The following is a 15,789-nucleotide window of genomic DNA, read 5'->3' on the forward strand; positions in this document are numbered from 1 at the left end:
TACAGGCTCGAACCATACCCCAGGCAAGCATGCACGGTCAAAATCGTAAGATTTTAAATATAAAGAGGACTAACCCATAAAGGATTAGCCCTCTTTTTTTGAGATTGGGTATTTATGTCCCAGCCTCTTTATTTTATAAAGTATGTCTTTAATTTTTAAGCATTTTACATTAAGGTGAGGTTACAATGCAACATTTCAAAACGAAGATTGAACACTTTCAAATCTATATCTATTTTACCGCATTCATCCTCGGAGTAATGGTAGGCATCATATTCCCAACCACATCTGATGCTTTAGAACATTTTATTGCTATCTTTATAGCGATCCTTATGTTCAGCATGTTTGCACAAATCCCTTTTTTTAAATTAAAGAAAAATGTGCTAAGCCTAAAATACATTTTGGCACTCATCCTTGCTAATTTTGTATTCATACCTATTTTCGTTTACATATTAATATCCATTTTCAATATAAACTCAACAGCGATATTAATTGGTCTATTGTTTATTTTACAAATTTTATTATTGCCTCTTTTTTTAACATTATTTTTAGGTAAGGACATGCTCGTCATAGTAGATATCCAACCATTTATAAAATCGTTTGTTACATTTATTATTGTTCCATTGTTATTAGCGCTCATATTACAATTGGCTAGTAAAGCATCCCATATGATGTCTCGGACTTTAACTGCAACTTCATGGTTACCTGAACTCTTTATGGCTCTTGTGTTATTCACTGTCGTAGGTTCACAAATCAATAAAATCATCAACGATTTATCAATTGTTACAACTGTTGCACCAATATTTATTATTTTTATTACTATTGCCCCTTTTATAGGCTTTTTAAGCGGAAAATGCTTCCACTTAAAAACACCTATTTTGAGAACATTGGCATTTAGTGCGAGTACTAGAAATGCATTAGTTATACTCCCTCTTGCATTATCATTACCAGATTATTGGGTTACAATAACTACGACAGTGATTATTACACAAGTACTAATTGAATTACTTGGCGAACTTATCTACATTAAAATCATACCTAAATTAATTAAATAACTAAGTATTGAAAAATACCCAGCTGTATTGTTCGAAAATTAAAATAAAATTTCTGGTTTTTATACTTATATATTTCAATACGATACAATTAAAACATTAGGTATAATTGATATTAATCGTAATTTGTTACTTTATGATATAAAATAACAAATAAGATATGTGTCATTTATTTTCAAATCATGAAATAAGCTTAGGAGATGGAATAGTGAAAAAAATTTTTTTAACTTTATTAGGCATCATTAGCATTGGTTTTTTAATTAAACCGTTGTTAACTATAGTCATTGATGATGAAATAGAAGATGATAGTGTGGATGAAGATAGAACAAGTGATCAGTTTTAGTTATTTTATATTTTATGTTATTTATAACCATGCAGTCCCAAGACATCAATGATGTCTCGGGACTTTTTTATACTTACCAAAGCTAAAATTAAGCTTTTTCAAAATTAAAAAACGCCACTCCGCAAAGTGGCGCCAACCTTGAAAATATAATCAGCACTAGAGTTTGGAGGACTTCTTGTGCTTAGTTATATATACCCGAATTATATTAAATAAAAACACAAATAAGTAATTTGAACAAAATAATCTCGAATTATTAATTCATTCAACAAATATGTCTAATTTAATACTATTATCAGATTAAATTTAATAAAACCAGTCATACTGTTGGAAAATAATTTAATAAAAAGTTATCCTATATATAAAGCATTAATAAAAAAACAGTTTAATTACAAAGTTGAACTTAGCAATAATCACAATGCATTTCTTTAAAATCACGATGTATTTGAATAGAAATATTTTAAAACAAAGGGTGATGAAATGGAAGTACTTCGCAAGGTTTATAAAGACGATGAACCTATCTATCATGTAAAAACAGATAAAGGTTCAGTTATTAGAATCAAAGGTTCTGATGATTTAACTGATGCCGAAACAGAAGAATTACTATTACTCGTTTCACAAGATATTGATAAGATGAAAAAGTAGGCATCAATATTTTCGATATATAAATTCTATCAATGCATTCACATATAAGGAATCTTAAGTTTATTAAAAAATAGCATGGTAGAGGCCAATCATTCAAATTAGAAATGGCGTCAAATACAATAGGTGTATTTGACGCCATTTCTGTCTTCAGACATAAGACACATTAGTTTATACGCTATCATTACAATGTTCTAATAACATACATCTGACACATTTATATCAATAGCTAAAAGATGAACATGTAGTTCAACTTATTGCTCTACAATCTGAATTAAATTGCCACATGTATCATCAAAAATTGCATATTTGACACCCTCAACTTCTTTAGGTGCCGTATGGAAATGAATACCTTGATTAACTAATGTTTCATGCTCTTTTTCCAAGTTATCTACACCAAACATTGTTACTGGGATACCTGCTTCATATAAGCCCTCTTGATAATTTTTAGCAATAGGACTAGCGTTAGGTTCTAATACGATTTCAACCGGATTAGATGAATGATTTTCTGTAACTGTCAACCACTTGAAACCACCATCAATTTCAATATGATGTTTCGTCTTAAACCCTAACTTTTCTGTATAAAATTGTTGTGCTTTATCTTGATCATCTACAAAGATACTCATCGCTATAATCTTCATGAATAGCCTCCTTCTCTATTAAATATATTCCCATATCGAATACTTATGACACATCGCCAAATACAATCTTCACTTTGAATTCATATCTAAATTATATATTTATAAAAGCTTAAACACAGTTTATTATATTTCGTACTATTTTAAAATAGTATAAGTTTGTATTACAGAAATATATATATTAAAATAGTCTACGGATACTTATTTATCTATTTTTAGGAGTGAATGATGATGAAGAACCTCATGGAATTACGAGAAAAAGCTAATTTAAGCATTTCAAGATTAGCTCTTAATTTAAATTCTAGTTATAACACAGATATTAGAATTTGCCAGATTTGGGATTGGGAAAATGGCTACCGCAATATTTCAAATAAATATGCATCTATTTTAGCAGATTATTTTAATGTTTCTGAAAAAGTGTTTAGTAAGTAACTTAAAACACGCTTCCTTAATTTAATCTATAAGTTTAAGTGGAAAACGATATCCGTTTCCCACTTTTTTGTAGCTCTATTTTTTGAATACTACTGTAATAATATAGTCTACACCTTCTACGCTGTTTGTTACTGATGGTGTAATACTTACTAATTCCCAATGTTGTTTATCATTGACATATTGTAAAAATTCATTCACACGTTGATCAAAATCACTAAAACTTTCTTCATATTGCATATGCAGTGTTTTAATTTCCATGTCCATCACTCCTCTATTTTACTCATTATAAATGCTATGTTTTTCTAAAACAAATCAAACAAAATATCTAATTTTAAATGAATTTATTCTCGTAACTATTTTTTAATGAGTGGTTAATTCAAGCTCTAGCCACGCCACTATCTCATGAAATATATGCTTGTTATAGGCACTTTCATTGAATATCTCGTGCTGCAAACGATCATAGATGTGAAGTGATTTATGTTCTGATCCAATTTCTTGATAAAATTGTAAAGAATCTAGATAACTGACCAACCCATCCTCTTTCCCATGTAATATCAAAACGTGATCAGTAAATGTTTGAGCATGCGTTTTTAAATACGAAATACCATCCATTATTGTAAAGATAAGCCCCATTGAAATTTGTTTCGCATTTAAATCATCAAGTTCATATTTCTCCATTACTTCTTTATCAGAACACACCCCTGCACCTAAACTATTTTCAATATAAGTATCAGCTGCTATATTTCTATCAGGATTGCCAAACAACGCATGATTGTAACGCGTTAATGCGCCAGAAGTAATCATGCCATCCACTGTATTTGGGTACTGCGTTCCATATAGTGCTATTGTGTAACCTCCCATACTATGACCGATTAAGTATACCTTCCCTTCGAAGTGTCCCTTTACATCGTTTACGATGGCTTCTAAATCTTCAACGATTTCATTGTGATTATTGTAAAAGGTTTGTTGGCCTTCCGAACGACCATGTCCTCTTTGATCATATCTCATAATATTAAATCCACTTGTATTTAAATATTCAGTAAGCGCATCATAACGATCTAAATGTTCAGCCAACCCGTGGACGATAATGACATTCGCCTTTGCTTCTTGAACATCATTCACTTTCATATAAAGTTTAGTATGATCTTTTGATTCAACATATTTTATATAATGCATATTGACCACTCCATTTTATTGTTATCTTGCACCAATTACTTATTACCCTTATTTTAACAACTTATACTTCAATGTTTATCGTGTCTTTATCTATCATTTCCGTGGATGGTATACTAGTCCATATAAAATACATTTTTCAAAGGATAACCTATGTACCAATCAATCACATTACTCAACTCATTATTTAAAGCACTAGATATAAATGAATTAAATCATGTCGAATACGAGGCCTATAATTCAGAATATGAAAGTTTTTGCTTTCAATTAAATTGTCATCAAATTAGATGTAGACTAGCTAAAAAAACACCAACAAAATCTGGCTACTTTGTTGCTTTTTGGACTAAAGGAACTGATAACAAAAACAGAGCCTTTACATATCAAGAAGCTAAAGATTATTTAATCATTACTATAATAGATAGCATACACAAAGGACTTTTTATTATTCCTAAACCTGAGTTATATGCACAAGATTTACTCTACGTTAAAAACAAGCAAGGTAAAATGGCAATGCGCGTGTATCCTACTTGGGAAAGCAATTTAAATCGTACGGCTAAGCAAACTCAACTATGGCAAACAAAATACTTTATTGATTTAACAAATGAAACAGACTATACATTGCTAAAAAAATTATTACCAATTAAGACATAATGTTCAATTAGTGACTCAAAACAAATTAATAGGCTATAGTAAGCATACTTTCTCCAACTTTTTAGAGACAGTTAATGGTATGCTTATCTAGGAGCGTGATATAAATGTCAAAGTATATACTATCTTATAATTTAAATTCAATTTCCTATGGTTATGAAAAATTACCAGCCCAGTTAAATGCCCTAGGTAGTGCTTTATTCATTTACAGAGGATTATGGCTTTTAAAAAGTGACTTAAACAAAAATACAATTTGCGAAAAAATCAAAACTTCATTCGCTTCAACGGATGATTTTCTCCTATTTGAAATTGAACAAAGTCCATTAGGTACGTTGAGTGCACAAAAATATACCGAAATTCAACAATTACTTGATGAATAAAATCCATAACACATGAATGAATTTTAATTATAAAAAAGGAAGATTTCATTTGTTTGAAACCTTCCTTTAAGTAATGCGTACAATACTTAACTTTTATCATTTAGTTATGCTCATCTTCGACATATTCAATAATATCTGCCGGCTGACAATCAAGTGCTTTACAAATAGCATCTAAAGTTGAAAATCTAATTGCTTTAACCTTTCCAGTTTTAAGATTGGATAAATTGGCAATTGTTATATCAATTTCATTTGCAAGTTCACTTAGTTTAACTTTTCTATCTGCTAATATCCTATCTAACCTAATTATTATCATAAAATAATCTCCTAAATGGTACTATCGTATTCCTCTTGTAAAAACATACCATATTTAAAAACTCTACCTATTATCCAAATAATAATACCAGCAAAAACAAATGCAAAATTAACACTAAATATAAAATCCGCAACTGATTCTACATCATTATCCATCAAAGATAAAAGTTTGCTATTACCATTTACAAATGTATAAGAGACATAATAACGAGCCAAACCTAAAATAGCTTCGTAAATACCAATTGCGAAAAAACAATAAGCAATTTTTTCGATTAAATTTGCATTTTTTAATGTGAATATCTCTTGTTGATTAATATTTTTCAGCCACTTTCTTACATAATAAATGCCAATCATATAAATAGTAACTAATCCGATTATCAAAATTAATAATATTATTACTGAAGGTTTATAAAAAGTAAAATCACTTAAATCATGCTTAGACAAGGTCTTACTCGATACATTAAATGCATCATATAAACTATCCTTATTTTCACTTATTATATCATTGATAAATGAGGAAGGAATAATAATCAAACCTATAATACCAATAATCAAAGGTATAATGCTTAATGATGTAACAACTAATGCAATGGTCACGATAATAATCAAGAACCTAATCAATAACTTAAATGATTTACTATTAAATGTATTCATTAGCGAAACTCCTTTATTTAAGATTAGGTTCATTATATCAATAATTTATTATTTATCAATACTTTTTTATCGTTAAACGATAATTTTTGTTCGGACGATGTCTGAAAGTACTTTAATTGCGTTAAATTTTATGATTTTGTATATTATATGTATAAGAACTTTTAAAAAAATATACTTTTGAGGTGAATCATATGGCAGATGATAGTAAATTTGAACAAGTTAAAGGTAACCTAAAAGAAACAGCAGGCAATGTTATGGATAATAAAGAACTTGAACAAGAGGGCAAAGAAGATAAAGCTTCTGGTAAAGCTAAAGAAGTAACTGAAAATGCAAAAGATAAAGTAAATGATTTTATAGATAAGTTAAAAAAATAATATTATGACTACGCGTGGTTGTAACACCTAAATTGAGTCTAGGACATATTAGATTCGTCCCACCCTTCTTTTAGCCCCACTTCTCAATTTATTGAGTTAGTGGGGCTTATGCATGAGCCAAAGCTCAGGTTATCCTTAAAAACACTTCTCAATTTATTGCATTGGTGAATCTTATGCATGAGCCACAGCGCAGGTAAACCTTTTATTCGATTTTAATTCTAATCCTACTTGACTAGGAAAAATGATCAAATCTTTTTAATAACATTTGATTTCTGCCTTACTCCATTTTTGGGATAACCTATTAAAAATGTTGTGACGAAAAGCATATATTAAGTATTGCTCACTTTTTAGTTGCAAATAAGTTTATATATAGTACAATTAAACAAATCTTATCATTTCTATAAGAAATGTATTTTATGATGAAAATAGCATATCATTGCGGAATTATAGTTCACTCATACTATATTTAATTCTATAAAATGCGATTTTAAGGGGACTTCTATGAAAATTATTAAATATGAAATTGGCGCTATCGATATAAGCTACACGGTTAAAACAATTAATGGACATATATTCACACATTCATTTCCAAAAGACACATCATCTATTAATGTGGAGCGTTATTTAAACATATTATCTACAAATGTTGATGAAAGAAAAACAAAAGTCTAATTTTATATATATAGACACACACTGAAGCTAAATTTCAATGTGAAAATTATAGCATAAACAATCAGGACGGGTTATCAATAGATAACCCGTCCTGATTTGTCATGTGACCTACAAATGGCCAATATTAAAAAATTACACAGCAAGTTTTATATTTTTGTTTTACTAAAAACTAAGAAATAGCGCTTTTAGTGCACAATCATCTTTAAAAGTGTATTGAGTGTTTCATTTTCTATTATGATGAATACGCCTAATCCAATATAAATCACAGCCATAATCCACCGGTTATATTTTTCAATTATTCCTCCAACACCTGTTATCTCCGACAAACATTGAGCAGAAAAAACTAATATAAATATCATAATTGTAAATACCATTAATGTCACGCTAATCTCACTAAAATTTAATGTTAAAAAATATGGCACGAACAATCCAATATTATCTGCGCCGCAACTAGCAACTGTAACGAGCGCCACCACACCTATTAGCTTGGATAGCCCCTTTTCATTTAATTCTTTTTTTGCACGCTCCTCACCGGCACAATCACCTGACAAAGCAACTTTAACACCTAAGTAAATTGGAATAAGACCCAATAATCCCAAAATCCATTTTTCCGGAACATAATGGAGCACAAATGCAAAAAATAAACTTACACCTATCAAAATAAATGAACCCACATATTGTCCGAAATAGATATTATGATATTCTTTTTTACTAGATGCTTTCGCAAAATATAATAAGAGAATCACTAATAAATCCACTGCAGTTGCTGTATACAAAATTATTGCTGTAATGATGATTTGAACCATGGCACACCTCATAAATAAACGTTTACCTACATTGTACAAAATCTTATTTCTTAATTGAAGGTGTCATTATATATTTTTGAATCAATATACTTTAAATTAACTATTCCATATAACTAAAAACAAACACGCTCATATTAACTCGCGTGTTTGTTTTTGATTTATATTTTATTCTATTTAATTGCTATATACGGGTCTAATAAAAATCATTTCCGGGTCATAATCATGTGTAACTTTATGTGCAACTTCTGTTTTATCCATGCCGCCACCTTCCCAATTCTGGTCTAATGATTGGAATTGAGTATAATTTCCGTCGTAATTACCATTAGTAACAATTGCCGTATGTCCTGCGCCGTTACCATAAGCGTCGTTAAATACAACGATATCGCCTGCTGTTGCTTTAAAGTCTTCGGTATTTTCGTATACTTTTGCTTCACCTATAAAATTATTTTCTGTAGGAATATCTTTTGCATAATCACCTTTTAAGCCATGTCCATATAAATAATCCCATTGCTCATTAACAAGATCAAAGCACTGCCATCCATATTCATTATCATAATCCCAACCTTGGCCATTAAGTGATTCAACATGGTTTATTGCTTCATCTTGCGTATACTGAGTTGCTGCTTCTACGTGATTCGCTTGAACACTAAAAATAATTCCTACAGTAATAATCGTAGCTAATATAGCCCGTTTAATAATATAATTCGACATAAATATTCCTTTCATTAACTTCATATGACTTTCATTTTATTTTTCACTAAAATGGGTCTAATAAACCAATAAGTTAAAATCATATAGAATATAATCATGAGAGAGACAATAAAATTCAAAAAATTTAACGCCTATTTGAAATCCCCATCACTTATTTAACCTTTTATTAAAATGTTTGCGTAACAAATATTAAATTATGCTTTAGATTTTCTAGTAAATACAATGTAACAAGCCCTATGACTATGCTTCATTGCTAATGAAATTCAAGCTAAGTATCGAATTTTTATATAAATATCCAAAATGCTTTATCTCTGAAACGCTTCAACGTTCTGAAATCTTCAATATTGTAAGCTAATTCATTATCATATAATAAAAAGCAGATTTCATAGTGGTATGAAATCTGCTTTTTATTTTAATCACTCACTGCAAAATAATTCCCTTGTCCATCTTGAAAATTAAATACACGTGTACCTGACATTTCAATAATATCATGACCAGTCAGGCCTTTCTCTTTCAATTTCTCATAGAGTGCATCAAAGTCCTTTTCTTTGAACATTAACGACGGTGTAGCAAGACTTACTTCTGGACTATATTGTTTCATAAATGCTTTTTCAATAATCGATAAAGATGTTTCAACCGATTCATTTGGTGCAACTTCTACAGCTTTAAATCCTTCTGCCATTTCTTCTTCAGAAATAACTACAAACCCCATTGTTTCTCTCCAGAATGAAACTGCTTCTTTTTGGTCATCAACATATAACATAACTTGGTTTAATTTTTCCATTAATGTAAAACTCCTTCGTTTTGATATATACCTCATACCCATTTTTACATAATATAGAAACATATATGTATCAAACATTTGGATATATTCATGTCCACGTTCTGAATATCAGAGATTCAATTTTTTACATTAAAAAGCCACTACATTGAGTGACGGGATACTACCTAAGTAATAATATCGTTCTTTTTTAAAATTAAACATCAGGATAGTCTTTATACTTTTTAATATGACACCTACTTTTCACATTACACAATCCAATTAAATATATATAAATTTAGCAATTATTCTTGTGTTTTTTGCATTTTATGTATAGCACAATAAAATTGAAAATAAATTTAGGAGGCAAGTAAATGAAAAAAGTCTTAATCTTATTATTAACCAGTTTTTTAGTATTAGCAGCATGTGGAAATAAAGAAGAAAGCGAATCAGATGATAAGAAAGCAACAAAATCATCGGATGAAAAACATAAAAAATCGAATAACAGTAACAAAGATGAAAAATCGCATAGTGATAAAAGCAATGAACAAAGTACGAATCAAAGTAATAGCACTGAACAGCCTGAAACTACTGAAGAACACGCAACTAACAACCAAGCTCAACAAAAACAAATAGATAACCAGAAACCTGATCAATCTCAAGAACAAGTAAACACTGAAGAACAACAAAGCACGCAAGAAACTGACCAGTCACGAGAACAATCAAATTCAATGCAAGCACAGTCTAGTGGTTCTGATTCAGATAGCAACGAAAACCAAACTCGACAAGGTCTAAGACCTTTCGGAGGCATAGCACCAAAAGGTATGACGAATGAAGAATACCAACAATTAGAAAATAATGTGCCTAAAGTAAATAGCGTTTCTAAAAAAGAATACAATCGAATACTAAATAAACAGGTTCAAAAAATAGCAGATGAAAATAACCATTCAATTGAAACACCTATGGGTACATTTAAACCAAATAATGAAATTAACGATTAAATCATAAAGGTAGCTATACATTTAACTAATTATGGTGCTATTTTGTATAATATCTCTATTAAAAACACACTATATAACATGAGATAGACCCACCTCTTTATCAAGGTGGGTCTATCTCATGTTTATAACTTTAAATTATAGAGGAAACGGCTCAGAAATCTTATTTATTCTAAAAAATTTCTTCACCCAACTTTGTCAATAATCATTAGATTTGAAACGAACTTGATATAAACCTATTTCAAATCAATTAGATATGAGTAACAATTTGAAAAATCCGAGACAATTCATTTGTCACAGCCTGTTCCATTAAATATGATAGCTAGCTTTTTATGGTATATCTGATTGCTTTATTTCTTTATAGCGCTTTGTTTCATCTAATAATGATTCAACCTTTATATATTGACCTTTTTTCGTTTCTCCGCGTATTAAAAGCAATATTTTTGTTTTTTAATTTTCATCCGTACCTTTACTTTTATAAGTGAATTGAAATAAATCATCTTTTCCATTAAATTTATAATGAACGCCTATCTTAACTTAGTAGTTTTCACATTTAATTAAAGGATCTAACTGTTTTACTGTTCTTGTAATTTTCTGTATATCCTTTCCATAAAAATAATCCTACACTGATTACAACTATAAGTATAACTATACTAGATAAGATGATTCCTCTCTTGTTTATAGACATCCTTCTTCTTTACTTTCTCAAGAATAACAATCATTAACACTTTAGTAGTGATACTCAGATAAAATAATCTTGCAATATTGTAAGCAATTAAAAAGCTTCTATAGTTCCCTTTATGTTTCGTGTCCTTTTTCAATTCTAATTCCATGTAAGATACATCATTTAAATAGACAACTAAGAGAATCATAAGCATATTTATCAATAATTTTTTTAATGATAACTTTTTATTATCACCCATTCGAATTATATATAGTACAATTAAGTTTATAAATTATTTATAGTAAGATTACTGAATAATTATATTATCACATTATTCATTTTTTACTGAAGATTGTTTAATTATTTAAATACAAAGGGGCGTTTAGATTGACAGAAGAACAATATAATAAGGAACAATGGCAAAAATTCCAAGAACACCAAAACCAACAAAAGATGAGTAAAACTAAAAAAGGTTGGCTGTGGGGCTGTGGTTCGGGTTGTGGATGTTTGATATTACTAGTGATTATAATAATAGGAATTACAGCATGTACAGCTAGTTTCAGCACAAATAATACAAGTTCAAACTCTAGTACAAACGATAGCAATGCAACGTCACAAGAAAAAGCGGCATTAAATAAAGCTAAAATATATTCTGATACAATGTATATGTCGAAACAAGGTATTTACGATCAACTAACATCAGATTCAGGTGAAAAATTCAAAGAAGATGAGGCTAATTACGCATTAGAACATTTAAATGCTAATTATAAAGAAAATGCTAAGAAAAAAGCTAAAGATTATGCAGAACAACAAAGTATGTCAAAAGACGCGGTGTACGATCAATTAGTTTCTTCTTATGGTGAAAAATTCACAGAAGAACAAGCACAGTATGCAGTAGATAATTTAGATAATTAAAGGGGAATGACCAATGAAAAAAGTATCAGGCTTACTATTAGCAAGTTTCTTAATATTAACTGCATGTGGGGATAAAGAAGAAAGCAAAACGGATGATAAGAAAGAAGCTAAGTCATCAAATAAAGAGAAAAAGCATGATGGTAAAAAATCCAAAGACAGCAAAGATAAGAAATCTCATGTCGATAAAAATAATGAACCGAAAGCTAATCAAAATGATAATTCTGAACAAGTAGCAGCTACTGAAGAACAAATAGCGGAAAGTAATCAATCCCAGGAACAACAAGCAACCCAAGTAACTAATCAACAACCAACAAAACAAGAAATTGCAGATTGGGATCGACAAAATATTGCTGGTGGTACCGATGCAGGATTAATTGATCCAGAAGAGGTTAATAGATCAATTAATGAAACACCTGAGCTTAGTGCTGAAGAACAAGCTGAAGCGGATAAAGAACAGTTACGTGCGAAATACAATGGTGGTTTGTCATCAGGAGAAATGCAAACCAAGACAGCTATTGAACAAGGCTATTATGATGGTGACAATGCTGAGGAAGTAATGAAAGAAATTGAAAAATCTGAACAAGAAATCGCTGATGGAAAGTATGATAAATACAAAGAATGATAAAAACACCCGCCATAATTGGTGGGTGTTTAATATTAGTTAAGATATTAAAGCTTTTCTTTTACAAAAATGATTGCCTTAAAAAATTTAAAAAATATAATATATTATAATAAAGTTACTCTTTTTAATAGAAGCAAATAAGATTTATTTTATATACCTGACCCACTTTTAATTCAACTAGATGACTATATAATTAATTATCTGCTTCGTTATTTAACACTTTTCCATTTTTAGCATCCACTGTGATTTCATGTTTAGTTTTGCCTTTTTGTATATCCATATCGTATACAAGTTTGCCCTCATCTTCGGCTAGAGACCATTCCTTAATATCTCCATCAAACTCGTTTTGGCCTTTTTTAATTGCTTTTTTATAGTCGATAGCATCACTATATTTAAACTCATCATTTTTATTAATAGCATCTTCTTTTTCAGTTTCTTCATTTAACACTTTCTTATTCTTATCTGAAATAATCACTTCAGATTCTTCACCTGATTTTTGTTGTTCAATTTTATATGCCCATTCGCCATTACTTTTTTCATAAGATATACCTTTTAAATTTTGTCCACTGTATACATCTTGGGCTTTTTTCACAGCATCTTCAGGACTTGTTTTGATTTCATCTAAAGCAATAACTTGATTGTTATCACTTTTTTTATTTGAACCTTCAGATTTTGAACCACTATCTGATGATCCATTACCGCACGCAGTTAATAATATTGCAGTTGCTGTTATAGTCGCTAGTCCTTTTAATTTCATAAATATTACCTCCTAAGTTAATTATATTTTTAAATTCCCATATTTTAAAAAAACAAAACAATAAAATCAAAGTCGTTGCCTTATTTTTTGCCAATCCTTAATGTCCATGGATCTGCCTCTGCTATATTTGTTTTTCGATCTATCTTACTTGCTAAAAAAACAACAAAGTCATTCAGCTAATTATCACTTAAATTAAATAATATACTTCTACCTTTTCTTGACATATAATCCTTTTTTAATTCGTCTAAATCACCATACGTTTTTCTAAATTCAATAATTTTTATCATTTTAACAATTTTAAATCATGCTGAAATCAAACAATTTTCCACTCTTTTTTCACTATGTCTTCTAGCTTTATCATATGCTTTCAAACTTGGCTTAAACTCATACAAATAGACTCTTAAATTACTTTGAGAAGCTTTGACATCTAAATCTTCATGTGTTCTATCTTGAATTAAAAATATCCCGACCTCTTTCAACACTCTAAACGTTTCTGAAAATGCTTTATCTAAGTTCTTAATATGATGAACAACCGCTCTTGATAGAATAAACTGATACATATTATCAGAAAGATTATTATCAAAAAATCTCCAATTCTAAAATCTATTTTTTTAAAATTTTCAGTTTTAGCAGATTTCAATATTACACTTGAACTATCAATACCTGTGACACAATTAAAACCTAACCTTTTTAAAGTAAAAGTATATATGCCACCGCCACAGACAATATCTAAAGCATTTTCTCTTATAATGTCCACATCATTCAATATCTCATCTATACATTTCTTCTACCATATAAACCTATATTTTCAGCATTATCAAAAATCATTTTCATCTAAGCACCCCTATTTCACAGACTACTATACCTTTTACTTTACTGATATCACGTTTTGTAACAATTTAATTAAATGTACCATAAAAATAATGCGATTACTTATGTACCTATTATAGTAATATTTCATTTTAATATATAATATATTAAAATGAAATAATTATGTCCTATCTTATGAATAGAGGAGTCTCATGAAATCCAGCTACTTATAATATAAAAAAAAGCGCTCAACCATTGCGGTTGAGCGCTCAGATACGAAGATGCCTAGCGTTCATTAAAGTTTTTATAATTGCATTTTAAAAATGCTATAAGTGCTATTTTACTGAACTTTTTTTATTTTGAATATAGTTTCCTAACTTTATGCTATTTTCCAAATGGTTGAATTAATGTAACATAATTCAAGTTTACAACTTGTTCAAAAGGACCGGTTATTACCAAAGCACTCTCGTTTGATAACGTTTCATCTATCTTGTTTACTGCTATGCTATCCTTCTTATCATTGCCATTTAAATACAAAAACACACCATCATATTCTTCGCTATTTAAATAATATTTAATTATATCGATATCCATAAAATGTCTTCTCTCCCCCTTTATAAGTATATATAATGTCAATTATCTTTCAATAGGTATTATTTTTAGTATATTAAAAAGTTATACTCATTTCTAGGTCTTTAATATATATCACAAGTTTTACAATATTAAGAGAAAATAAGTATATTGTAAGGAATTTAAAATTTCTCCACCCTTTTCTAAATTTTCAATATACCTATAATTTTAATTAGCGTGGCTAATATATTTTTCACCCCTGAATAGTGTTCTATAATATTATCTATTTTACATTTTTTCCCAACACACAATGCTGTATAATCAAACACTGCAATCATTTTATATTATGACTTTCTTTTTCGTGGTATAAACTAAAAAAGCAATAATTCCCCTATTTTATTATTATCAGTAACTCATTTCTTATTATATTTCGATGCGCAACAAAACTTTTCTCAATACATAATCACCACTACCCTATATTAAGGCAGTGGCGATTGTAATATGTTTAATATTTTAATTAAAATGCAAATATAGAATTTGTTCACCTTTAATTTTGAAAATCGTATCACCTATAATTGTATAAGTAACATTATCAAGCAAATTTAAATTTTCAATATCCTCTTGTTTAAATAATCTCATTTCACCATCTACTTTTCTGGGCGCTTTAACGCACTCAAAATTTTCAACCGTTACAGATACATCATTCTTTAATACTATTTGACAATTCATTTTTACATGTCCCCTTTTTTGATTATTATATCGTATACACTTATTTCATTAAACCCAGTGCTTCCAAATGATTCACCTACCTTATTATTACGGTAAATCATCTCATGAACATAATAGAACTCACGTTCTTATC

The 15,789-nt window shown here is 29.3% G+C and carries 22 protein-coding genes and 2 pseudogenes; 11 read left to right on the plus strand and 13 right to left on the minus strand.

Features of this window, described 5'->3' with window-relative positions; all coding sequences use genetic code 11:
* Nucleotides 1–185 precede the first annotated feature (185 nt).
* From BTJ66_RS12355 to vraX, 3 genes are all read left to right on the plus strand, one after another.
* On the plus strand, nt 186–1,052 hold the full coding sequence (locus BTJ66_RS12355; RefSeq protein ID WP_099091245.1) for an arsenic resistance protein: 867 nt from the start codon (nt 186–188) through the stop codon (nt 1,050–1,052).
* Nucleotides 1,053–1,257: 205 nt separating this feature from the next.
* Nucleotides 1,258–1,392 (plus strand): hypothetical protein, encoded by a 135-nt coding sequence (locus BTJ66_RS13980; protein WP_274521119.1) that lies wholly within the window; start codon nt 1,258–1,260, stop codon nt 1,390–1,392.
* A gap of 477 nt (nt 1,393–1,869) precedes the next feature.
* Nucleotides 1,870–2,034 (plus strand): C1q-binding complement inhibitor VraX, encoded by a 165-nt coding sequence (gene vraX / locus BTJ66_RS13695; protein ID WP_167380397.1) that lies wholly within the window; start codon nt 1,870–1,872, stop codon nt 2,032–2,034.
* A 251-nt stretch (nt 2,035–2,285) separates the two neighbouring features.
* On the opposite strand, the gene BTJ66_RS12365 is transcribed toward vraX, so the two are convergent.
* On the minus strand, nt 2,286–2,672 hold the full coding sequence (locus BTJ66_RS12365; RefSeq protein WP_099091247.1) for a VOC family protein: 387 nt from the start codon (nt 2,670–2,672) through the stop codon (nt 2,286–2,288).
* 228 nt (nt 2,673–2,900) lie between these two features.
* Between BTJ66_RS12365 and BTJ66_RS12370 the strand changes: the two genes are divergently transcribed.
* Nucleotides 2,901–3,101 (plus strand): helix-turn-helix domain-containing protein, encoded by a 201-nt coding sequence (locus BTJ66_RS12370; RefSeq protein ID WP_099091248.1) that lies wholly within the window; start codon nt 2,901–2,903, stop codon nt 3,099–3,101.
* Nucleotides 3,102–3,176: 75 nt separating this feature from the next.
* Here the strand turns inward: BTJ66_RS12370 and BTJ66_RS12375 are convergent, their stop codons facing one another.
* Together BTJ66_RS12375 and BTJ66_RS12380 are read right to left on the minus strand one after the other, a co-directional pair.
* Nucleotides 3,177–3,359, minus strand: coding sequence for a hypothetical protein (locus tag BTJ66_RS12375; protein ID WP_099091249.1), 183 nt, complete (start codon nt 3,357–3,359; stop codon nt 3,177–3,179).
* A gap of 102 nt (nt 3,360–3,461) precedes the next feature.
* Entirely contained in the window at nt 3,462–4,277 is an 816-nt protein-coding gene (locus BTJ66_RS12380) for an alpha/beta hydrolase (RefSeq protein ID WP_099091250.1), read from the minus strand.
* 150 nt (nt 4,278–4,427) lie between these two features.
* Here BTJ66_RS12380 and BTJ66_RS12385 point away from each other — a divergent pair, with 150 nt between their 5' ends.
* Together BTJ66_RS12385 and BTJ66_RS12390 are read left to right on the plus strand one after the other, a co-directional pair.
* On the plus strand, nt 4,428–4,925 hold the full coding sequence (locus BTJ66_RS12385; RefSeq protein ID WP_099091251.1) for a MepB family protein: 498 nt from the start codon (nt 4,428–4,430) through the stop codon (nt 4,923–4,925).
* A gap of 104 nt (nt 4,926–5,029) precedes the next feature.
* Nucleotides 5,030–5,302, plus strand: coding sequence for a hypothetical protein (locus tag BTJ66_RS12390; protein WP_099091252.1), 273 nt, complete (start codon nt 5,030–5,032; stop codon nt 5,300–5,302).
* 100 nt (nt 5,303–5,402) lie between these two features.
* Here the strand turns inward: BTJ66_RS12390 and BTJ66_RS12395 are convergent, their stop codons facing one another.
* Both BTJ66_RS12395 and BTJ66_RS12400 read right to left on the minus strand, forming a co-directional pair.
* Entirely contained in the window at nt 5,403–5,615 is a 213-nt protein-coding gene (locus BTJ66_RS12395) for a helix-turn-helix domain-containing protein (protein ID WP_099091253.1), read from the minus strand.
* An 11-nt stretch (nt 5,616–5,626) separates the two neighbouring features.
* The gene (locus BTJ66_RS12400) at nt 5,627–6,268 is read right to left on the minus strand and encodes a DUF2975 domain-containing protein (protein ID WP_238597639.1); all 642 of its coding nucleotides are present in this window, start codon (nt 6,266–6,268) and stop codon (nt 5,627–5,629) included.
* 191 nt (nt 6,269–6,459) lie between these two features.
* Between BTJ66_RS12400 and BTJ66_RS12405 the strand changes: the two genes are divergently transcribed.
* Nucleotides 6,460–6,642 (plus strand): CsbD family protein, encoded by a 183-nt coding sequence (locus BTJ66_RS12405; RefSeq protein ID WP_099091255.1) that lies wholly within the window; start codon nt 6,460–6,462, stop codon nt 6,640–6,642.
* Between the two features lie 501 nt (nt 6,643–7,143).
* Nucleotides 7,144–7,314, plus strand: coding sequence for a hypothetical protein (locus tag BTJ66_RS13700; RefSeq protein WP_167380398.1), 171 nt, complete (start codon nt 7,144–7,146; stop codon nt 7,312–7,314).
* 185 nt (nt 7,315–7,499) lie between these two features.
* On the opposite strand, the gene BTJ66_RS12410 is transcribed toward BTJ66_RS13700, so the two are convergent.
* The 3 genes and pseudogenes from BTJ66_RS12410 to BTJ66_RS12420 form a co-directional block, all read right to left on the minus strand.
* Nucleotides 7,500–8,120, minus strand: a complete 621-nt coding sequence (locus BTJ66_RS12410; RefSeq protein WP_161940559.1) for a CadD family cadmium resistance transporter — start codon at nt 8,118–8,120, stop codon at nt 7,500–7,502.
* Between the two features lie 174 nt (nt 8,121–8,294).
* A pseudogene (locus BTJ66_RS12415) lies at nt 8,295–8,690 on the minus strand (CHAP domain-containing protein); the annotation flags it as partial.
* Nucleotides 8,691–9,243: 553 nt separating this feature from the next.
* Nucleotides 9,244–9,615, minus strand: coding sequence for a VOC family protein (locus BTJ66_RS12420; protein ID WP_099091256.1), 372 nt, complete (start codon nt 9,613–9,615; stop codon nt 9,244–9,246).
* Nucleotides 9,616–9,965: 350 nt separating this feature from the next.
* On the opposite strand from BTJ66_RS12420, the gene BTJ66_RS12425 reads away from it, so the two are divergent.
* The 3 genes from BTJ66_RS12425 to BTJ66_RS12440 all read left to right on the plus strand — a co-directional run bounded on the left by BTJ66_RS12425 (nt 9,966) and on the right by BTJ66_RS12440 (nt 12,790).
* On the plus strand, nt 9,966–10,592 hold the full coding sequence (locus tag BTJ66_RS12425) for a hypothetical protein (protein WP_099091257.1): 627 nt from the start codon (nt 9,966–9,968) through the stop codon (nt 10,590–10,592).
* 1,048 nt (nt 10,593–11,640) lie between these two features.
* A complete protein-coding gene (locus tag BTJ66_RS12435; protein WP_238597640.1) occupies nt 11,641–12,168 on the plus strand; it encodes an Ltp family lipoprotein in 528 nt (175 codons plus the stop codon).
* Between the two features lie 13 nt (nt 12,169–12,181).
* Nucleotides 12,182–12,790, plus strand: coding sequence for a hypothetical protein (locus tag BTJ66_RS12440; RefSeq protein ID WP_099091259.1), 609 nt, complete (start codon nt 12,182–12,184; stop codon nt 12,788–12,790).
* Nucleotides 12,791–12,983: 193 nt separating this feature from the next.
* Here the strand turns inward: BTJ66_RS12440 and BTJ66_RS12445 are convergent, their stop codons facing one another.
* The 5 genes and pseudogenes from BTJ66_RS12445 to BTJ66_RS12460 all read right to left on the minus strand — a co-directional run bounded on the left by BTJ66_RS12445 (nt 12,984) and on the right by BTJ66_RS12460 (nt 15,656).
* Nucleotides 12,984–13,547: a PepSY domain-containing protein gene (locus BTJ66_RS12445; protein WP_099091260.1), complete on the minus strand. Its 564-nt coding sequence runs from the start codon at nt 13,545–13,547 to the stop codon at nt 12,984–12,986.
* 302 nt (nt 13,548–13,849) lie between these two features.
* A pseudogene (locus tag BTJ66_RS12450) lies at nt 13,850–14,110 on the minus strand (methyltransferase domain-containing protein); the annotation flags it as partial.
* Nucleotides 14,056–14,304, minus strand: coding sequence for a methyltransferase domain-containing protein (locus BTJ66_RS14055; protein ID WP_420801889.1), 249 nt, complete (start codon nt 14,302–14,304; stop codon nt 14,056–14,058). The gene BTJ66_RS14055 and the pseudogene BTJ66_RS12450, both read right to left, overlap by 55 nt.
* A gap of 437 nt (nt 14,305–14,741) precedes the next feature.
* On the minus strand, nt 14,742–14,951 hold the full coding sequence (locus BTJ66_RS12455; protein WP_099091262.1) for a hypothetical protein: 210 nt from the start codon (nt 14,949–14,951) through the stop codon (nt 14,742–14,744).
* Nucleotides 14,952–15,440: 489 nt separating this feature from the next.
* Complete coding sequence (locus BTJ66_RS12460) at nt 15,441–15,656, minus strand: hypothetical protein (protein WP_099091263.1); 216 nt, start codon at nt 15,654–15,656, stop codon at nt 15,441–15,443.
* Nucleotides 15,657–15,789 lie beyond the last annotated feature (133 nt).

This window comes from Staphylococcus edaphicus (assembly GCF_002614725.1).
GTDB lineage: Bacteria > Bacillota > Bacilli > Staphylococcales > Staphylococcaceae > Staphylococcus > Staphylococcus edaphicus.